The organism is Cryobacterium sp. TMB1-7 (assembly GCF_004402435.1).
Classification (GTDB): Bacteria; Actinomycetota; Actinomycetes; order Actinomycetales; family Microbacteriaceae; genus Cryobacterium; species Cryobacterium zongtaii.
The window spans coordinates 144351-163553 of the sequence record NZ_SOFZ01000029.1 but is presented as its reverse complement, the minus strand read 5'-3'; the positions used below and the strand labels follow the sequence as shown (position 1 = coordinate 163553).

At 69.2% G+C, this 19203-nt stretch carries 18 protein-coding genes; all 18 read left to right on the top strand.

All coding sequences use genetic code 11. The annotated features are described in order from the left end of the window. Position 1 precedes the first annotated feature (1 nt). The 18 genes from carA to E3O60_RS13735 all read left to right on the top strand — a co-directional run bounded on the left by carA (position 2) and on the right by E3O60_RS13735 (position 19201). Entirely contained in the window at positions 2-1168 is a 1167-nt protein-coding gene (gene carA / locus E3O60_RS13820; protein WP_088456282.1) for a glutamine-hydrolyzing carbamoyl-phosphate synthase small subunit, read from the top strand. Continuing rightward, on the top strand, positions 1168-4455 hold the full coding sequence (gene carB, locus E3O60_RS13815; protein WP_088456281.1) for a carbamoyl-phosphate synthase large subunit: 3288 nt from the start codon (positions 1168-1170) through the stop codon (positions 4453-4455). The genes carA and carB overlap by 1 nt, the downstream gene beginning before the upstream one ends. After that, the gene (gene pyrF, locus E3O60_RS13810; protein ID WP_241993278.1) at positions 4452-5360 is read left to right on the top strand and encodes an orotidine-5'-phosphate decarboxylase; all 909 of its coding nucleotides are present in this window, start codon (positions 4452-4454) and stop codon (positions 5358-5360) included. The genes carB and pyrF overlap by 4 nt, the downstream gene beginning before the upstream one ends. Beyond that, on the top strand, positions 5353-6273 hold the full coding sequence (gmk, locus tag E3O60_RS13805; RefSeq protein ID WP_103431888.1) for a guanylate kinase: 921 nt from the start codon (positions 5353-5355) through the stop codon (positions 6271-6273). Before pyrF ends, gmk begins: the two co-directional genes overlap by 8 nt. Positions 6274-6391: 118 nt before the next feature. Next, positions 6392-6667: a DNA-directed RNA polymerase subunit omega gene (rpoZ, locus tag E3O60_RS13800; protein ID WP_174776231.1), complete on the top strand. Its 276-nt coding sequence runs from the start codon at positions 6392-6394 to the stop codon at positions 6665-6667. Positions 6668-6697: 30 nt separating this feature from the next. Then, the gene (coaBC, locus tag E3O60_RS13795; RefSeq protein ID WP_088456279.1) at positions 6698-7963 is read left to right on the top strand and encodes a bifunctional phosphopantothenoylcysteine decarboxylase/phosphopantothenate--cysteine ligase CoaBC; all 1266 of its coding nucleotides are present in this window, start codon (positions 6698-6700) and stop codon (positions 7961-7963) included. Between the two features lie 109 nt (positions 7964-8072). Beyond that, positions 8073-9266, top strand: coding sequence for a methionine adenosyltransferase (gene metK, locus E3O60_RS13790; protein ID WP_088456278.1), 1194 nt, complete (start codon positions 8073-8075; stop codon positions 9264-9266). A 16-nt stretch (positions 9267-9282) separates the two neighbouring features. Beyond that, positions 9283-11373 (top strand): primosomal protein N', encoded by a 2091-nt coding sequence (locus E3O60_RS13785; protein ID WP_134408256.1) that lies wholly within the window; start codon positions 9283-9285, stop codon positions 11371-11373. Next, positions 11374-12291 (top strand): methionyl-tRNA formyltransferase, encoded by a 918-nt coding sequence (gene fmt, locus E3O60_RS13780; RefSeq protein WP_088456276.1) that lies wholly within the window; start codon positions 11374-11376, stop codon positions 12289-12291. Continuing rightward, positions 12288-13748 (top strand): RsmB/NOP family class I SAM-dependent RNA methyltransferase, encoded by a 1461-nt coding sequence (locus E3O60_RS13775; protein ID WP_134408255.1) that lies wholly within the window; start codon positions 12288-12290, stop codon positions 13746-13748. Before fmt ends, E3O60_RS13775 begins: the two co-directional genes overlap by 4 nt. A 61-nt stretch (positions 13749-13809) precedes the next feature. Further along, a complete protein-coding gene (rpe, locus tag E3O60_RS13770) occupies positions 13810-14475 on the top strand; it encodes a ribulose-phosphate 3-epimerase (RefSeq protein ID WP_088456274.1) in 666 nt (221 codons plus the stop codon). Positions 14476-14500: 25 nt separating this feature from the next. Continuing rightward, positions 14501-14764 (top strand): phosphoribosyl-ATP diphosphatase, encoded by a 264-nt coding sequence (locus E3O60_RS13765; protein WP_088456273.1) that lies wholly within the window; start codon positions 14501-14503, stop codon positions 14762-14764. Between the two features lie 59 nt (positions 14765-14823). Next, entirely contained in the window at positions 14824-15663 is an 840-nt protein-coding gene (gene hisG / locus E3O60_RS13760) for an ATP phosphoribosyltransferase (protein WP_088456272.1), read from the top strand. A gap of 2 nt (positions 15664-15665) precedes the next feature. Continuing rightward, on the top strand, positions 15666-16430 hold the full coding sequence (gene hisF, locus E3O60_RS13755) for an imidazole glycerol phosphate synthase subunit HisF (RefSeq protein WP_088456271.1): 765 nt from the start codon (positions 15666-15668) through the stop codon (positions 16428-16430). Further along, the gene (gene hisI / locus E3O60_RS13750) at positions 16427-16789 is read left to right on the top strand and encodes a phosphoribosyl-AMP cyclohydrolase (protein ID WP_088456270.1); all 363 of its coding nucleotides are present in this window, start codon (positions 16427-16429) and stop codon (positions 16787-16789) included. Before hisF ends, hisI begins: the two co-directional genes overlap by 4 nt. Next, positions 16786-18309 carry an anthranilate synthase component I gene (locus E3O60_RS13745; RefSeq protein WP_103431878.1) on the top strand — a complete coding sequence of 508 codons (1524 nt, stop codon included), beginning with the start codon at positions 16786-16788 and terminating at the stop codon, positions 18307-18309. The genes hisI and E3O60_RS13745 overlap by 4 nt, the downstream gene beginning before the upstream one ends. Then, positions 18310-18921 carry a Trp biosynthesis-associated membrane protein gene (locus tag E3O60_RS13740; protein WP_134498404.1) on the top strand — a complete coding sequence of 204 codons (612 nt, stop codon included), beginning with the start codon at positions 18310-18312 and terminating at the stop codon, positions 18919-18921. A gap of 58 nt (positions 18922-18979) precedes the next feature. Continuing rightward, positions 18980-19201, top strand: a complete 222-nt coding sequence (locus tag E3O60_RS13735) for a DUF6704 family protein (RefSeq protein ID WP_134498402.1) — start codon at positions 18980-18982, stop codon at positions 19199-19201. Positions 19202-19203: the final 2 nt, after the last annotated feature.

Genomic DNA, 19203 nt, shown 5'->3' with positions numbered 1-19203 from the left:
CGTGAGCTACCCAACAACCACACCGGCCCCGGCCGTACTCGTCCTCGAAGACGGCAGCCGATACGTGGGACGCGCCTACGGCAGCCTCGGCCAGACCCTCGGCGAGATCGTCTTCGCCACCGGCATGACCGGCTACCAGGAGACTCTCACCGACCCCTCCTACGCCGGCCAGATCGTGCTGATGACCGCGCCGCACATCGGTAACACCGGCGCCAACGACGACGACATGGAATCCTCCCGCATCTGGGTCTCCGGTTTTGTGGTGCGCGAGCCCGCCAGAATACCGTCGAACTTCCGTTCCCAGCGCACCCTCGACGCCGACCTCGAGTCGAACGGGGTCGTGGGCATCAGCGGCATCGACACCCGCGCCGTCACCCGGCACATCCGCTCGCTCGGTTCCATGCGCAGCGGCATCTTCTCCGGCGACGGCTATGAGCTCTCCGAGGGCGAACAGCTCGAACTCGTCCGCGGCGGGGCCAGCATGCGCGGCCGAAACCTGTCCGACGCTGTCTCCACCGTCGAGCCGTACTCGATTCCGGCGCAGGGCGAACGCATCGGCTCTGTCGCCGTGCTTGACCTCGGCGTCAAGACCTCTACCCTCAACTACCTCGCCGAGCGCGGCTTCGAGGTCCTGGTGCTCCCGCAGTCGATCACCGCGGAGCACGTGCTCTCGCTGAACCCGACCGCCCTGTTCTTCTCGAACGGCCCCGGTGACCCCGCCGCCAGCGACGCCCACGTGACCCTGCTGCAGGAAGTGATGCGCGCCGGCGTGCCGTACTTCGGCATCTGCTTCGGCAACCAGCTGCTGGGCCGTGCCCTCGGCTTCGGCACCTACAAGCTGCCGTTCGGCCACCGCGGCATCAACCAGCCGGTGCTCGACAAGGCCACCGGCCGGGTCGAGATCACCTCGCAGAACCACGGCTTCGCCGTGGACATGCCCATCGAGGGCATCAGCGAATCCTCCACCGGATTCGGCCGCGTGGAGGTCAGCCACTACAGCCTCAACGACCAGGTCGTCGAGGGCATCAGGTGCCTGGACATCCCGGCCTTCTCGGTGCAGTACCACCCGGAGTCCGCGGCCGGCCCGCACGACGCCAACTATCTTTTCGACAGGTTCAGGGATGTGGTGGTCGCGCACGCGGCCGCCGGAGCAGGAGACGCCAAGTAATGCCCAAGCGCGACGATATCAACAGCGTCCTCGTCATCGGAAGCGGCCCGATCGTCATCGGTCAGGCCTGCGAGTTCGACTACTCGGGCACCCAGGCCTGCCGGGTCCTCCGCGAGGAGGGCGTCCGGGTCATCCTGGTCAACTCCAACCCGGCCACCATCATGACCGACCCCGACTTCGCCGACGCGACGTACATCGAGCCGATCACCCCGGAGATCCTCGAGACCATCATCGCCAAGGAGCGTCCGGATGCGATCCTGCCGACCCTGGGCGGCCAGACGGCCCTCAACGCGGCCATCGCCCTACACGAGCGCGGGATCCTCACCAAGTACAACGTCGAGCTCATCGGCGCCAGCTTCGAAGCGATCAACAAGGGTGAAGACCGCCAGATCTTCAAGCAGCTGGTGCTCGACGCCGGCGCTGACGTAGCCAAGTCCTACATCGCGCACACCGTGGAAGAGGCCGTCGGCTTCGCCGAGGACCTCGGCTACCCACTCGTGGTGCGCCCGTCCTTCACCATGGGCGGCCTGGGCTCCGGCTTCGCGTACACCGAAGCCGAGCTCCGCCGCATCGTCGGCGACGGCCTGCACCAGAGCCCGACCACCGAGGTGCTCCTGGAGGAGTCCATCCTCGGCTGGAAGGAATACGAGCTCGAGATGATGCGCGACACCGCCGACAACACGGTGGTCGTCTGCTCGATCGAAAACGTCGACCCCGTCGGCGTGCACACCGGCGACTCCATCACCGTCGCGCCGGCGCTCACCCTCACCGACCGCGAGTACCAGAAGCTGCGCGACATCGGCATCGACATCATCCGCGCCGTCGGCGTCGACACCGGCGGCTGCAACATCCAGTTCGCCATCGACCCGGCCAACGGCCGCATCATCGTGATCGAGATGAACCCGCGGGTGTCCCGCTCCTCGGCACTGGCCAGCAAGGCCACCGGATTCCCGATCGCCAAGATCGCCGCGAAGCTGGCCCTCGGCTACCGCCTCGACGAGATCCCCAACGACATCACCAAGGTGACCCCGGCCAGCTTCGAACCCACCCTGGACTACGTCGTCGTCAAGGTGCCCAGGTTCGCGTTCGAGAAATTCCCCAAGGCCGACCAGCGCCTGACCACCACCATGAAGTCGGTCGGTGAGGCCATGGCCATCGGCCGCAACTACGCCTCAGCCCTGCAGAAGGCGCTCCGCTCGCTCGAAAAGCGCGGCTCCTCCTTCCACTGGGGTGCGGAGACCCGCACGGTCGAGGAGCTCCTCGAAATCGCCGAGGTTCCCACCGACGGGCGCATCGTCACCGTGCAGCAAGCGCTGCGCAAGGGCGCCACCATCGAGCAGCTCTTCGCAGCCACCAAGATCGACCCGTGGTTCCTCGACCAGATCGTGCTCATCAACGAGATCGCCGATGCCGTCGCCGCCTCGGACACCCTCGACACCGAGATCTTGCGCACCGCCAAGGACCACGGCTTCTCCGACGCCCAGATCGGCGAGCTCCGCGGCTTCGGCGAAGCGGATGTGCGCAAGGTCCGGCACATCCTCGGCGTACGCCCGGTGTTCAAGACCGTCGACACCTGCGCCGGCGAATTCCCCGCCCTCACCCCGTACCACTACTCGAGCTACGACCAGGAGACCGAGGTCGTCCCGTCCGACCGCAGGAAGGTCGTCATCCTCGGGTCCGGCCCGAACCGGATCGGCCAGGGCGTCGAGTTCGACTACTCCTGCGTGCACGCCTCGTTCGCCCTCTCCGAGGCCGGTTACGAAACCATCATGATCAACTGCAACCCGGAGACGGTCTCCACCGACTACGACACCAGCGACAGGCTCTACTTCGAGCCGCTCACCCTGGAAGACGTGCTGGAGATCATCCACGCCGAAAGCCAGAGCGGCGAACTCGTCGGCGTGGTCGTGCAGCTCGGCGGCCAGACCGCGCTGGGCCTGGCCAAGGGACTGGAAGCCGCAGGCATCCCGATCCTGGGCACCTCCCCGACGGCGATCGACCTGGCCGAGGAACGTGGCCTGTTCAGCGGCATCCTCGCCGACGCCGGCCTGCTCGCGCCCCGCAACGGGGTGGCCACCGACTACAGCGGCGCCGTCGTCGTGGCCGAGGAGATCGGCTACCCGGTGCTCGTGCGCCCCAGCTACGTGCTCGGCGGCCGCGGCATGGAGATCATCTACGACAGTGCCTCCCTGGCCGACTACTTCACACGCATGCAAGGCCAGGGCATCATCGGCCCGTCGCACCCGTTGCTGGTGGACCGCTTCCTCGACGACGCCATCGAGATCGACGTCGACGCCATCTACGACGGCCACGAGCTCTACATCGGCGGCGTGATGGAACACATCGAAGAGGCCGGCGTGCACTCCGGTGACTCCAGCTGCACCCTGCCGCCGGTCACCCTCGGCCGCGCCGAGATCGACAGGGTCCGCGACGCGACCCTGGCCATCGCCCAGGGCATCGGCGTGCGCGGACTGCTGAACGTGCAGTTCGCCATCGGCGCCGGGGTGCTCTACGTGCTCGAAGCCAACCCGCGCGCGTCCCGCACCGTCCCGTTCGTCGCCAAGGCGCTCGGTATCACGCTGGCCAAGGCCGCCTCGCTGATCATGGTCGGCACCACCATCGCCGAGCTCAAGGCCAACGGCCAACTGCCGCTGATCGACGGTTCCCGAGTGCCGATGGACTCGCCGGTCGCCGTGAAGGAAGCGGTGCTGCCATTCAACAGGTTCCGCACCAAGGAAGGCCTCATCGTCGACTCGGTGCTCGGCCCGGAGATGCGTTCCACCGGAGAGGTCATGGGTATCGACCGCGACTTCCCGCGGGCGTTCGCCAAAAGCCAGCTCGCCGCCTACGGCGGAATCCCGCTCACCGGAACGGTCTTCGTGTCGGTCTCCGACCGGGACAAGCGCGCTGTGATCCTGCCGATGCTGCGCCTCTCGCAGCTGGGCTACACGATCATGGCCACCGAGGGAACCGCCGAAGTTTTGCAGCGGAACGGAATCGGGGCCACAGTGGTGGCAAAGTTCAGCGAAAAGGCCGATGAGTCCGTGGACACCGTCGTCGACCTGATCCGGCGCGAGGAGGTGCAGATCGTGATCAACACACCGAACGGTCGCACCGCACGCGCCGACGGCTACGAGATCCGCGCCGCCGCCGTCGCCGGCGACCTGCCCCTGTTCACCACCATCGCGGAGCTGAGCGCCGCCGTCGCGTCGATCGACTCGATCCGTACCGGCTTCGAGGTCACCAGCCTGCAGGAGTACGCGGCGAAACGGGCGGCGGCACTGTGACTCCAGCCGGCGCAGAGATCCCAGCCGAACCCGTAGCCAGCGCCGAAGCCTTCGGTGCACGGCTGCACGGTGCCTTCGCCCGATTCGGCCGGCTCTGCGTCGGCATCGACCCGCACTCCTGGTTGCTGACCGATTGGGGCCTGCCGGACACCGCCGCAGGGGCCGAAAGCTTCGGCCGGGCTGTCGTGGCCGCCGCCGCGGGACGGGTGGGCATCGTCAAGCCCCAGGTGGCGTTCTACGAGCGGTTCGGCTCCGCCGGCTACCTGGCACTGGAACGAGTGCTCGCCGACGCGCGAGCGGCGGGCCTCCTGGTCATCGCCGACGTCAAACGCGGCGACCTGGGCACCAGTGTCGAAGCCTACGGCCAGGCCTGGCTGAGCCAGGGCTCTCCGCTCGAGGTCGACGCCATCACCGTGAACCCGTACATGGGGGTCGGCTCGCTGAACAGCACCGTTGACCTCGCCGCGGACAATCACAAGGGACTGTTCCTGCTCGCCGCGACCTCCAATCCGGAGGCCGCCCACCTGCAGCAGGCCGTGCTCACGGACGGAGCCCACGCGGGCCGTTCCGTGGCGGCGTCGGTGCTCGACCAGGTTGCCGCCATCAACGCCGACCTCGTGCCGGCGGGCTCGTTCGGGTCGATCGGCGTGGTCCTCGGGGCCACGGTTTCACTGGCCGACTTCGGCATCGACATCCACGCCCCGGCCGCCCCGGTCATCACCCCGGTGCTCGCCCCGGGCTTCGGCCACCAGGGTGCGAATCCCGCCGATCTGGCCGGTTTGTTTGGCGGATACGCTCAAGGCGTTATCGTGAGTGAATCGCGCAGCGTTATATCCGCCGGTCCCGCCCGTGTGGCCGATGAGATAACCCGCCGATCAACCGAAGCTGGAGCGACCCGTGGCTGATAATCGCCCTACCCCACCCGACGTCGACCGCGTCGCGGCCTCCCGCGCCGCCGTCGCAGCCCGACGAGCCCGCGCAGCCGTGAAAGCACAGGTCGCGGCCGGTGAACGTACCTCCCTCGACGTGCTCGCCGCCGCCGTCAAGGAACCGAACGGCGTGGAGGGCCGGCTGAGGGTGACCGAGCTTCTCGTGAGCATCCCCGCAATCGGGGTGACCAAGATGCAGCGCATCATGACCCGGCTCGAGATCTCGCCGTCCAAGCGCCTGGGCGGCCTCGGCAAGCACCAGCGCGACCGGCTGCGCGATTTCCTCGCCGCCCGGCCCACCGCCCGCAGGGGTGCGCCGGACTCCAGGCTCGTGGTCCTCGCCGGACCGACCGCGGTCGGCAAAGGAACCGTCGCCGCGCACATTCGTGAGCACCACCCCGAGGTGCACCTGTCGGTATCCGCGACCACCAGGGCCCCGCGTGCCGGCGAGGTCGAGGGCGTCAGCTACTTCTTCGTCGACGACGCCGAGTTCGACCGGATGATCGAGGCCGGCGAACTCCTGGAATATGCCACCGTGCACAATGCCTACCGCTACGGCACCCCGCGCGGCCCCGTTGAGGCGGCCATCGCCGACGGCAACAGCGTTCTGCTCGAGATCGACATCCAGGGTGCCCGCTCGGTGCGCCGGGCGATGCCGGAGGCCCGTCTGGTCTTTCTGCTGCCACCCACCTGGGACGAACTGGTGCGCCGCCTGATCGGGCGCGGCACCGAGGATTCGGCCGAACAAGCCCGCCGGCTGGAGACCGCGAAGCTCGAATTGGCCGCCCAGGGCGAGTTCGATTACCGCGTCGTAAACAGCGACGTGGCCGAAGCGGCCGAAGAAGTCGTAGACTTGATGCAGATTCGCAAGGCATCGGCGCCGTCGTAGCGCCCGCTGTACTTGAATTCCTCGCGTCGACCAGGCGCATCAACGTGGTCAATGTCCGGTTTCCGACCACGGAAACCAATGAAATGACCGCGCAGCCCGTACATTTTGCTTGAACAGCATGAAGGAGTGTGACAGCGTGCCCAACAAGCCCACTGGCATCATTGACCCGCCCATCGACGACCTGCTCACCAAGGTCGATTCCAAGTACGCCCTGGTGATCTTCGCCTCCAAGCGCGCCCGCCAGATCAACGACTACTACGCAGACCTTCACGAAGGCAGCCTGTTCGACAACGTCGGACCGCTCGTCGACTCCACCGTCGACGACAAGCCGCTCTCCGTGGCACTGCGCGAAATCAACGAGGACAAGCTCACCTCGAAGCCCATCGTCGAATAACTCGACGCAGCTCTCACGTAAGCGCGCAGGATGTCGACTGGTCGCACGATAGTCGTCGGGGTAACCGGCGGCATCGCTGCCTATAAGGCCGTCAACGTCGTGCGCGCTTTTGTGCTGCTCGGGGACGACGTCCACGTCGTCGCCACGGAGGCTGCACTGCGGTTCGTCGGCAAGCCGACGCTCGAGGCGATCTCCCGCAACCCCGTGCACACCGACCTCTACGAGGGCGTTGCCGAGGTGCGTCACGTGGCCATCGGCCAGTCCGCCGACCTCATCGTGATCGCCCCTGCCACCGCCAACAGCATCGCCAAGATTGCCCTCGGCCTGGCCGACGACCTGCTGGGCAACACCATCCTCGCCAGCACCGCCCCGCTCGTGATCGCCCCCGCGATGCACACCGAGATGTGGAACAACCCCGCCACGGTGGCCAACATCGCCACGCTCCGCCGTCGGGGCGTCACCATCGTCGGGCCGGGCATCGGCCGGTTGACCGGCTCCGATTCCGGGCAGGGCCGGATGGAAGAACCCGACGCCATCGTGGACGCCGCCCTCGCCGCCCTCGCCGCCCACCGCGCGGACACGCCCGCGAGTGTTCAGGTTCCGGACCTGGCCGGCCGGCACGTGCTGATCAGCGCCGGCGGCACCCGAGAACCCCTCGACCCCGTACGCTTCCTCGGCAACCGGTCCAGCGGGCGCCAGGGCGTCGCATTGGCCGAAGCGGCCCTGGCCAGGGGAGCCGTCGTGACCCTGGTCGCCGCGCACCTAGAGGTCGCTGCACCGACCGGCGCTTCCGTGCACAGCGTCAGCACCACCCTGGAACTGCAGCAGGCGATGCGGGACGCCGCCGCAGCCGCCGACATCGTCATCATGGCCGCCGCCGTCGCGGACTACCGGCCCGCGGAGGTGCAGGACGGCAAGATCAAGAAGGATGTGGCGGGAGACCGGGTCACCCTCGACCTGGTGCGCAACCCCGACGTGCTCGTCGGCCTCGTGCAGGACCGGCGCCCCGGTCAGGTCATCGTGGGGTTCGCCGCCGAAACCGAAGCCGACGACACGGCGCGCCGCGAACTCGGCCGCACCAAGATCCTCCGCAAGGGCTGCGACCTCCTGGTACTCAACAGGGTCGGTTGGACGCAGGGGTTCGCCACCGAACGTAATCAAATCGAGGTCCTGGACGGCGCCGGAGATATAGTGATGGAGGCCGACGGAACGAAATTGTCGGTGGCCCACCGTATTCTCGACAGCATCCTGGGCAGCAGCATCGACGCCATTCGAGCGGACGCACCCGTCTCTTGAGTCGGTGTCGCCTGGGCCGACGTCACCCGGGCCCTGAGCGTTCAGGCATGCTCGCACCCGCACACCAATCAACCGCAGCACATTTATCCAAGAATTGAGACGAGCCCCGATGAGCGATCTTCGCCTCTTCACCTCGGAGTCGGTCACCGAAGGCCACCCGGACAAGATCTGCGACCAGATCTCCGACAGCATCCTCGACGCCCTCCTCACCGAAGACCCGCACAGCCGGGTCGCGGTGGAGACTCTCGTCACCACCGGCCTCGTTCACGTGGCCGGTGAGGTCACCACGGCGGGCTACGTCGAGATCCCGTCGATCGTGCGCAAGTGCATCACCGACATCGGCTACGACTCCTCCGACGTCTGGTTCGACGGCCGCTCCTGCGGTGTCGAGATCTCCATCGGCGGGCAGTCTCCCGACATCGCCCAGGGTGTCGACGACGCCTACGAAAGCCGGGAGCAGGACAGCCTGGACGACTACGACCGCCAGGGCGCCGGCGACCAGGGCATCATGTTCGGTTATGCCACCCGCGAGACCCCCGAGCTGATGCCGATCCCGATCTGGATCGCGCACCGCATGGCCGAACGCCTCGCCGAGGTCCGCAAGTCCGGAGAACTGAGTTACCTCCGGCCCGACGGCAAGACCCAGGTCACCATCGGCTACGACGGTATCGTTCCCCGCACCGTCGAAACCGTCGTGCTCTCCACCCAGCACTCCCCGTCAGTGCGCACCGAGCAGCTGCGCGCCGAGATCGCCGAACTCGTCATCAAGCCCGTGCTCGAGCGCGTCGACCTCGACGCGAGCAATCTGCGCACCCTGGTGAACCCCACCGGCCGGTTCGAGATCGGCGGCCCCCAGGGCGACGCCGGACTCACGGGACGCAAGATCATCATCGACACCTACGGCGGATCCAGCCGGCACGGTGGCGGTGCGTTCAGCGGCAAGGACCCGTCCAAGGTCGACCGCTCGGCCGCATACGCCATGCGCTGGGTCGCCAAGAACGCCGTCGCCGCCGGACTGGCCGAGCGACTCGAGATCCAGGTGGCATACGCCATCGGCACCGCCTCCCCGGTGGGCCTCTACGTGGAAACCTTCGGCACCGGCGCCCTGCCGGACAAGGACATCACCGCCGCCATCCGCGAGGTCTTCGACCTGCGACCCGCCGCGATCATCCACGACCTGGACCTGCTGCGGCCGATCTACGCCCAGACCGCGACCTACGGCCACTTCGGCCGCGAACTGCCCGACTTCACCTGGGAACGACTCGACAGGGTTGATGACCTGAGAAGCGCAGCCGGACTCTGAAGCCTGGAGGCCGCAGATGACCCGCACCGGCCTCATCGCGAGGGTGCTGATCGACTCGCCCCTGCCGCAGCTGGACCATCTCTTTGATTACGCCATTCCCGACGAGCTGGCGCACCTCGCCCAGCCCGGGGTGCGGGTGCGGGTTCCGTTGCGCTCGGCGAACCGAGTGGCCGACGGCTACCTGATCGAGCTGATCGACCCTAAGCAGGCCGCGGCGACGGTCGCTCCGACCGAGGGGGCGACCCTGGACGGCATCGGCGGCGCCGACACCGGCTACAGCGGCAAGCTCAGCCCGGTCGACTCGATAGTGTCCGCCGTACCCGTGCTCACCGAGCCCGTCTGGCAGCTCGCCCGGCGCCTGGCCGACCGGGCGGCCGGCAACGCGAGCGACATCGTGCGCCTGGCCGTGCCGCCCCGCGCCGTGCGGGTGGAAAAGGCCTGGCTCGCCGCACGGGACGCCACACCCGATGCGCCGGCCACGAATCCGGCCGACCCGCTGGCCGAACCCGGTTTCGCCGAATACCCGCCGGAAACACTCGGCACCATCGTGGCCGACCGGCTGCGCGTCTGCGTCGCCGCGGTGCCCAGCCTGGTGCGTCTGCCCGGCCCGGACGACGGCGGCAGCACCGTGGGTACCTGGGCGATCACCATGGCCGAACTCGCCGTATCGGCGCTGCGCCAGGGCAAGAGCAGCATCCTGGTGGTGCCGGACTACCGCGACCAGGACCAGCTTCAGGCCGCCCTGACGACGCTGGCGCCCGCGGACGACGTCGTCCGCGTCGACGCCAGGCAGAGCAATCCGGACCGCTACCGCGGTTTCCTCACCCTCCTCGAGGGCCGGCCGCGGATCATCCTCGGCAACCGGTCCGCGGTGTATGCCCCCGCGCACGACCTCGGGCTGATCGTGCTGTGGGACGACGGCGACCCGCTCTACGGCGAACAGCTCAGTCCCTACGTGCACGCCCGCGACGCCGCCCTGATCCGCCGGGAGGCCGCCGACTGCGCGCTGGTCTTCATCGGCCACTCGCGCAGCGTGGAGACCGAACGACTGGTCGAGATCGGTTGGTTGCGCGCCGTGCACCCCACCCGTGACAGCCACCCCAGGGTGATCCCCACCACCTTCCAGTCCGAACCCGACGCACAGGCCAGGGCCGCCCGCATCCCGTCAGCGGCGTGGCTCGCCGCGAAGGAGGCCGTGCGGAACGGACCCGTGCTGGTGCAGGTCGCCAGTCCCGGCTACGCACCGATGCTGGCCTGCCGCTCCTGCGGAAAAGCCGCCCGATGCACTCAGTGCCAGGGACCGCTGGCCCTCGCCAATGCCAACGCGACACCCGCCTGCCGCTGGTGCGGCCACCTCGCCGCCGGCTGGCACTGCTCGCACTGCGAGGCCACCACCCTGCGCGTGGTCACCGTCGGCACCGGCCGCACCGCCGAGGAGCTCGGCCGGGCCTTCCCGGGCTCCCGGGTTATCGTCGCCGACGGCGAGCACACCGTGCAGACCATCGGGCCCGAGCCCGCCCTGGTGATCGCCACCCGCGGCGCCGAGCCGATACCCCGCAACGGCTACAGCGCCATCCTGCTACTCGACGGCGAACGGATGCTCGCCCGCGAGTCGCTGCGGGTGGGGGAGGACTGCCTGCGCTGGTGGGCCAACGCCGCAGCGCTGGCCGCTCCCGGCGCCTCAGTGATGCTCGCCGGAGTGGGCGGGGCCCTCGCCCACGCCCTGAACACCTGGCAGCCAGGTCCCTACGCCGCCGCCGAACTCGCCGACCGCCGCCAGCTACGCTTCCCGCCGGCGGTGCGGGTGGCCTCCGTCACCGGAACCACCGCGGAGGTCGACACGGCCATCGAGTCGCTGGCCGAGCTGCCCGGTCTCGACGTGCTCGGCCCGGTCAGCCACGACCCCGCCGGCCCCGCCCAGAAGACCGGCGGGCCCGCGCTCGTGCGCGCCATCGTGCGGTTCGGCTACCCGCTCGGCGACGAGGTCGCCCGCACCCTCAAAGCCGCCATCGTGCGCAACGCGGCCGGCCGACGCAAGCCCAAGGGCGCCGCGTTCCGCCCTGCACCTACACTCAAAGTACGATTCGACGACCCGGAGCTGCTGTAAATGAAACTCGTCTTCGCCGGGACCCCACAGGTTGCCGTGCCCAGCCTGACCCTCCTGGCCTCCTCTGACCATGAGATCGCCGCCGTGGTGACCCGCCCGGATGCCGCCCTCGGTCGCAAACGCGTGCTCACACCGTCACCGGTGGCCGCTGCCGCTGAAAGCCTCGGCCTGACCGTCATCAAGGCCAACCGGCTCGACGCCGACGCGACCGCGGCCATCACCGCCCTGAACGCCGACCTCGGCGTCATCGTGGCCTACGGCGGCCTGGTGCGCGAGCCCCTGCTCTCCGCGCCCCGCCTGGGCTGGATCAACCTGCACTTCTCCCTGTTGCCCCGCTGGCGCGGTGCGGCGCCCGTGCAACGCGCGATCATGGCCGGAGACGCCGAGACCGGCGCCGCCGTGTTCCAGCTCGTCGCCGACCTCGACGCCGGAGCCGTCTTCGCCGAGCTCAGGGTCCCCATCGGCCGGCACGCCACCGCGGGCACCCTGCTGGAGAGCCTCAGCCACAGCGGTGCCGAACTGCTCCGACGCGTCGTCGACGACCTCGCAGCCGACAGCATCCGGGCCGTCGAACAGAGCGGCGAGGTCACCCTCGCCCCCAAGCTCAGCCTCGCCGACGCGCGGGTGGACTGGACGCTGCCCGGTGAGACGGTCCACGCCATCATCCGCGGCGTCACCCCCGAACCCGGCGCATTCACCGAGATCGACGGCGCCAGACTCAAACTCCACGACGTGGCCCCGGCACACGGCCAACCCGGCCTCAGCCCCGGACACATCACCCTCCACGACAAACGCGTTCTGATCGGCACCGGCACGGAGCCGCTCGAACTCATCACCGTACAACCGGCAGGAAAAACCCCAATGAAAGCACTTGACTGGTGGCGCGGAGTGGCAGCATCCGAGGTGATCGCCTCATGAGCGACCACCGGGGCGACTCCCGCCCGAACGCCGCCCACACGAACGCCGCCCACACGAACGCTGCCCGCACGAGCGCTGCACGTCCAAGTTACGTCGTGCAGCCCGCCCGCCGGGTCGCCTACGAGGTGATCGCGGCCGTCCGCGAATCCGACGCGTACGCGAACCTGTTGCTGCCCACCCGCATCCAGCGGGCGGCGCTCAACACGGCGGACGCCGCGCTGGCCACCGAGCTCACCTACGGCACCCTGCGCATGCAGGGCTTCTACGACAGGGTCATCGCCGAGGCCGCCGGCCGGCCCGTCACGGCCATCGACCCGGCCATCCTCGACGTGCTCAGGCTCGGCGCGCACCAACTGCTGGCCACCCGCGTCGCCACCCACGCCGCCGTCAACGAATCCGTCGAACTCGCCCGCCAGGTGGGCTCACGCTCCGCGACGGGCTTCACCAACGGTGTGCTGCGCGCGATCGCCCGGGTCAGCGCCGACGAGTGGCGCGAACGCATCCTCGCCGACACCACGTCGCCGGACGACACCCTCGCGGCCCTGTATTCGCACCCGGTCTGGGTGGTGCGGGCGTTCCGGCAGTCCCTGCGCCAAGAGGGTCGCGAAGCAGAACTCGAAGAGCTCCTCGCCGCCGACAACGCCGCACCGCGGGTCAACATGGTGGCGCTACCCGGCCTCGCCGGGGACACCGCCGAGCTGGGTGACCCCAACGCCTTCTCGCCCACGGGCTTCGTGCTCGCCGGGGGAGACCCGCACCACCTGATGAAGGACAGCAACGGTCGCCTGCGGGTGCAGGACGAGGGCTCCCAGCTCGCCGCCCTCGCCCTCAGCCGCGCCCGCCCGGTTGTGGAGGGCGAGCGCTGGCTCGACCTGTGCGCCGGACCCGGCGGCAAGGCTGCCCTGCTCGCCGCGGAGGCCCTGAACGGCGGCGCCAGCCTCGTCGCCAACGAGGTCGTCCCGGCCAGGGCACAGTTGGTGCGGGCGGCGCTGGCCGCTGTTCCCGCCGACGTGCCCGTGTGGGAGATGGACGGCACCTGGGTCGGCGAGGACCAGCCGCAGGTCTTCGACCGGATCCTGCTCGACGCCCCCTGCACCGGGCTCGGCGCCCTGCGCCGGCGCCCCGAGGCCCGCTGGCGGAAGCAGCCCAAGGACGTCGCGGAGCTCTCCGACCTGCAGTCCGCCCTGATCCACGCGGCGCTCGGCGCCCTCAAGCCCGGCGGCATCCTGGCCTACGTCACCTGCTCGCCGCACATCGCCGAGACCCGGGGGATCGTGGCGACCGCCCGCAAGGCCTGGGGCGACAAGATCGCGCCGATGGACACGGCCGCGGTGTTGCAGGGCCTGGCCGTGCAGCCGCTGGACCTGGCCGGCGACCCCGGCAGCGTGCAGCTCTGGCCGCACCGGCACGGCACCGACGCGATGTTCATCACCCTGCTGCAGCGGCAGCCGGACTGAGCAGCCGGACTGCGCAGCGGCATTGAGCGGCCCGCCGGCGACGATTCGGTAGGGTGAAACCATGGTTACCCGGATCAACCCGAGCATTCTCGCTGCAGACTTCGCCAACCTGGAAAGGGAATTCGGCCGCATCAGCACCGCCGACCTCGCCCACGTCGACGTCATGGACAACCACTTCGTGCCGAACCTCACCCTCGGCCTGCCCGTCGTGGAACGCCTCCTGCAGGTGTCCCCGATCCCGTTGGACATCCACCTGATGATCGACGACCCCGACCGCTGGGCGCCCGCATACGCAGAGGCCGGCGCCTACTCGGTGACCTTCCACGCCGAAGCGGCCACGGATGCCGTCGCCCTGGCCCGGCGCCTGCGCGCGATCGGCGCCAGGGCCGGCATCGCCCTCAAGCCCGGCACCCCGGTCGAGCCCTACCTCGACCTGCTCGACGAGTTCGACCAGGTCCTGGTCATGACGGTCGAGCCGGGCTTCGGCGGGCAGAGCTTCATGGCCTCGACGATGCCCAAGGTCAGCCTCCTGGCCGACGCCGTGCGGCAGCGGGGCCTCGACGTCTGGCTGCAGGTCGACGGTGGCATCACCGAGGACACCATCGCACAGGCCGCCGCGGCCGGCGCCAACACCTTCGTGGCCGGATCCAGCGTCTTCAACGGCGACCCGGCCGGGCAGATCGCCCGGCTCCGCTCGGCCGCCGAGCTGCACGCGCACGCGCACTAGGGTGCCGGACCGGTAACCTGTAGAGGTGAAAACATTCGACGACCTGTTCGCTGAGCTGAGCCAGAAGGCTCTTGACCGCCCGATTGGGTCCGGTACCGTCCGTGAACTCGACGCCGGGGTGCATGCCATCGGCAAGAAGATCGTCGAAGAGGCCGCAGAAGTCTGGATGGCCGCCGAGTACCAGAGCGACACCGAAACCGCTGAAGAGATATCGCAGCTGATCTACCACCTGCAGGTCCTGATGGTGGCGAAGGGGCTTTCCCCCGAGGACGTCTACCGACATCTGTGATGTCGTCACCTCGCGAAACCCACCCGCCTTTGGCAAGACCCACCTTTGGAAAGATTGACATGTTGAGAATCGCTGTGCCCAACAAGGGCTCGCTCGCCGAGACCGCCGCCCAGATGCTGTCGGAGGCCGGCTACAACGGCCGCCGCGACCCGCGCGACCTGGTCGTGGCCGACCCGCACAACGACGTGGAGTTCTTCTACCTGCGTCCCCGGGACATCGCCACCTACGTCGGCAGCGGCGCGCTGGACGTCGGCATCACCGGCCGTGACCTGCTGCTGGACTCCCGTTCGACCGCCGGCGAAATCGCCAGCCTCGACTTCGGTGATTCCACCTTCCGCTTCGCCGGGCCCGCCGGCCGCTTCAGCGAGCTCACCGACCTCGAGGGCCTCAGGGTAGCGACGAGTTACCCCGGCCTGGTCGGCACCTTCCTGGCCGGTCACGGCGTCACCGTCGACCTGGTCACCCTCGACGGCGCCGTCGAATCCGCCGTCCAGCTCGGCGTGGCGGATGCCGTCGCCGACGTCGTCTCCACCGGCTCCACCCTGCGGAAAGCCGGCCTTCAGATCTTCGGCCCGGTCATCCTCGAGTCGACCGCGGTGCTCATCACCTCCGAGAACGAGCACGCGGGCATCAACACCCTGCTGCGTCGCCTGCAGGGCGTGCTCGTGGCCCGCCAGTACGTCCTCGTGGACTACGACGTGCACGTGGACAACCTCGACGCCGCCTGCCAGGCCGCGTCCGGAATCGAGTCGCCCACGATCTCGTCACTGCGCGACCCGAATTGGGTGGCCGTACGGGTGATGATCCCGCGGCTGGACACCAACAGCGTGATGGACCGGCTCTACGAGCTCGGCGCCCGCGCCATCCTCGTCACCTCGATCCACAACGCCCGGTTGTAACCATGGGCCTCGCCGTTCGAGTGATCCCGTGCCTCGACGTGGCCAACGGCCGCGTCGTCAAGGGTGTCAACTTCCAGAACCTGCGCGATGCCGGTGACCCCGTCGAACTCGCCAAGCGGTACTACGAGCAGGGCGCGGACGAACTCACCTTCCTCGACGTGACAGCCACCGTCGACGACCGCTCGACGACCTACGACGTGGTGCGGGCCACCGCCGAGCAGGTCTTCATCCCGCTCACCGTCGGCGGCGGCATCCGCAGCGTCGACGACGTGTCCAGGCTGCAGGCCAGCGGCGCAGACAAGGTGGGCGTGAACAGCGCCGCCATCCTGCGGCCGGCGCTGATCTCCGAGATCGCCGACAGGTACGGCGCCCAGGTGCTGGTGCTCTCCCTCGACGTCAAACGCAGCCAGCGCATGCCCTCCGGTTTTGTGGTCACCACCCACGGCGGCCGCACCGAAACCGACCTGGACGCCCTCGCCTGGGCCCGCCAGGCGATCGAACTGGGAGCCGGCGAACTGCTGGTGAACAGCATCGACGCCGACGGCACCAAGGCCGGCTTCGACCTCGAACTGATCACGATCATGCGCGAGCTCAGCACCGTCCCCGTGATCGCGTCCGGGGGAGCGGGCCTTCTCGAGCACTTCCCGCCGGCGATCACGGCGGGAGCCGACGCCGTGCTGGCCGCCTCCGTCTTCCACAGCGGAGACCTGACGATTGGCGACGTCAAGCGTGAGCTTGCCGACGCCGGAATGGTGGTGCGCCGATGAACGTCGACGCCGCTCTGGACTCCGCCCGCTTCGACGCCACCGGGCTGCTGCCCGCCGTCATCCAGCAGTGGGACAGCGCCGAGGTGCTGATGCTGGGCTGGATGGACCGTGAGGCCCTCCGACGCACCCTCACCGAGGGACGCGTCACCTTCTGGTCCCGCAGCCGGCAGGAGTACTGGCGCAAGGGCGACACCTCCGGCCACGCCCAGTTCGTGCGGTCAGCGGCCCTGGACTGCGACGCCGACACCCTCGTCGTGCAGGTCGAGCAGATCGGCGCGGCCTGCCACACCGGCACGCACACCTGCTTCGACGGCCGTGGCATCGACGTGACCGGGATCCTCCCCGAGGCTCAGCGATGAGCGCCGGCTCGACCACGCTGGAGACCTTCACCGGCCTGCTCGGCGAGCACCGGGTGATCCCGGTGATCCGGGAGCTCTTCGCCGACGGCGAGACGCCGGTGGGCATCTACCGCAAACTCGCCAACGGCACCGCGGGCAGTTTCCTGCTCGAATCCGCCGAACAGGGCGGCATCTGGTCGCGGTTCTCGTTCGTCGGGGTGTCCTCCTTCGGCGTGCTCACCCAGTCCGGCGACGACACCGCCTGGCTCGACTACGGTGTCTCCGCCGAGCGGGCCTTCGGTGGCGCCACCGACCTGGCGCCGCTCAACGCGCTCGCCTACCTCTACGAGCGCTGGCAGACCCCACGGCTGCCCGAGCACCCGCCGCTGACCGGCGGCCTGGTCGGCTTCATCGGCTGGGAGGCCATCCGCCAGATCGAGCGACTGCCCAACCGTCCGCCCGCGGACTACGACGTGCCCGGCCAGGCGTTCAGCTTCGTGGCCGACCTCGTCGTGATCGACCACAAGTACGGAACCGTGCAGCTCATCGCCAACGTGCTCAACGACGGCACGGACCCCACGGACACCCTGTGGCCGGCCGCCCAGGCGCGCCTGGACGCCCTGCAGACCCGGCTCACCCAACCGGCCGAGGTCTTCGTGTCCGAGGTCGACCTGTCCACCCCGGCGGCCCCGCAGCACCGCACCGAGCGAGCAGATTTCCTCGCCGCTGTCGGCACGTCCAAACAGCACATCGTCGACGGCGACGTGTTCCAGGTCGTCATCTCGCAGCGCTTCGATCAGGAATGCACCGCCGACCCGATCGACGTCTACAGGGTGCTCCGCAGCCTCAACCCCAGCCCGTACATGTACCTGCTCAGCCTCGAGTCCACCAGCGGCCAACCGTATTCGATCGTCGGGTCCTCACCCGAGGCGCTGGTGAAGGTCGCGAACACCCGGGTCTTCACCCATCCCATCGCCGGGTCCAAGCCCCGCGGCGCGACACCGGAGGCCGACGCCGACTTCGAAACCGAGCTCGCCGGCGACCCCAAGGAGCGCGCCGAGCACCTCATGCTCGTCGATCTGGCGCGCAACGACCTGCTCAAGGTCTGCCGCGCCGGATCGGTGGAGGTGACGGAGTTCATGCGCATCGAACGGTTCAGCCACATCATGCACCTGGTCTCCTCGGTCGAGGGGGACCTGCTGCCGGAGATGACCGCGATCGACGTCTTCAGGGCCACCTTCCCGGCCGGCACCCTCTCCGGTGCGCCGAAGCCACGGGCGCTGGAGATCATCGACTCCCTCGAACCGGCCCAGCGCGGCGTGTACGGCGGGGTGGTGGGCTACTTCGGTTTCGCCGGCGACGCCGACCTGGCCATCGCCATCCGCACCGCGACGATCATGAACGGTGTCGCGTACGTGCAGGCCGGTGGTGGGCTCGTCGCCGACTCCGATCCGGCGTCGGAGTTCCAGGAGTCCCAGAACAAGGCCGCGGCCCCGCTCCGCGCCGTCGCCGTGGCCAACGCGATGACCCGGGTGTACTGAATGATCACACCGCGCCGCATCAAGCCGACCCTGATCCTGGCCGTGATAGCCGCGAGCGGGCTCGCCCTGCTGGCCTGGACCCAGGTCTGGGCGACCGTGCGGCTCGCCGCGGACGGCACCGCTCAGCAGGTCCTCGACGTCACCGGCAACATCGCGGCGCCGGGCCTGACGGCCCTTGCCCTGGCCGGGCTCGCCCTGGCCGGGGCGCTCACCATCGCCGGCGTGGTCATCCGCACCATCCTGGGCCTGCTCGAAGCGCTCCTCGGAGTCAGCGTCATCCTCTCCGCCGCGCTGGCCCTGGCCGACCCGATCGGCGCGAGCGCCGCCGCTGTCACCACCGCCACGGGCCTCGCCGGCGTCGACTCCACCCGCTCGGCGGTGAGCAGCGCCGAGCTGACCTTCTGGCCGTTCCTGGCCCTCGCCGCCGGCATCCTGATGCTCATCGTCGGCCTCGTCGTGTGCGCCACCGCCCGGCGTTGGCCCGGCCCGACCACGCGCTACGAGAGCACCCGCCTGGAACCGGCGACGGATGCCACGACCGGCCAGGGGCGCCCCCGTGACGCCGTCGACGACTGGGACGGCCTCACCAGGGGCGACGACCCCACCGTCTGACCTGACTAACCCGGCAAGCTAGAATTGTCCCGCACGCCCACTGACCTTTAGGAGAACCATGAGCTTCGAGTCGGCAGACCCCGGCCACGGCCATTCGACGGCGGCCTGGACCGCAGTCACCATCATGCTGATCGCGTTCGCCATCGGCACCGTCGCGTTCTTCTTCGAGGTCGTCTGGCTCGTCTGGGCATCGGCCGTCCTCCTACTCCTCGGCCTCGTCGCCGGCTGGATCATGGCCAAGGCGGGCTACGGCGCGGCGCCGGTCGACGGAAGCCACTGACA

What these genes read in the sequence shown, in the direction of transcription:
- hisI (WP_088456270.1), top strand. Translation starts at nt 16,427, where the DNA reads ATGAACGTCGACGCCGCTCTGGACTCCGCCCGCTTCGACGCCACCGGG.
- E3O60_RS13740 (WP_134498404.1), top strand. Translation starts at nt 18,310, where the DNA reads ATGATCACACCGCGCCGCATCAAGCCGACCCTGATCCTGGCCGTGATA.
- rpoZ (WP_174776231.1), top strand. Translation starts at nt 6,392, where the DNA reads ATGAAGGAGTGTGACAGCGTGCCCAACAAGCCCACTGGCATCATTGAC.
- metK (WP_088456278.1), top strand. Translation starts at nt 8,073, where the DNA reads ATGAGCGATCTTCGCCTCTTCACCTCGGAGTCGGTCACCGAAGGCCAC.
- carB (WP_088456281.1), top strand. Translation starts at nt 1,168, where the DNA reads ATGCCCAAGCGCGACGATATCAACAGCGTCCTCGTCATCGGAAGCGGC.
- E3O60_RS13775 (WP_134408255.1), top strand. Translation starts at nt 12,288, where the DNA reads ATGAGCGACCACCGGGGCGACTCCCGCCCGAACGCCGCCCACACGAAC.
- fmt (WP_088456276.1), top strand. Translation starts at nt 11,374, where the DNA reads ATGAAACTCGTCTTCGCCGGGACCCCACAGGTTGCCGTGCCCAGCCTG.
- E3O60_RS13735 (WP_134498402.1), top strand. Translation starts at nt 18,980, where the DNA reads ATGAGCTTCGAGTCGGCAGACCCCGGCCACGGCCATTCGACGGCGGCC.
- hisG (WP_088456272.1), top strand. Translation starts at nt 14,824, where the DNA reads ATGTTGAGAATCGCTGTGCCCAACAAGGGCTCGCTCGCCGAGACCGCC.
- hisF (WP_088456271.1), top strand. Translation starts at nt 15,666, where the DNA reads ATGGGCCTCGCCGTTCGAGTGATCCCGTGCCTCGACGTGGCCAACGGC.
- rpe (WP_088456274.1), top strand. Translation starts at nt 13,810, where the DNA reads ATGGTTACCCGGATCAACCCGAGCATTCTCGCTGCAGACTTCGCCAAC.
- E3O60_RS13785 (WP_134408256.1), top strand. Translation starts at nt 9,283, where the DNA reads ATGACCCGCACCGGCCTCATCGCGAGGGTGCTGATCGACTCGCCCCTG.
- E3O60_RS13745 (WP_103431878.1), top strand. Translation starts at nt 16,786, where the DNA reads ATGAGCGCCGGCTCGACCACGCTGGAGACCTTCACCGGCCTGCTCGGC.
- coaBC (WP_088456279.1), top strand. Translation starts at nt 6,698, where the DNA reads ATGTCGACTGGTCGCACGATAGTCGTCGGGGTAACCGGCGGCATCGCT.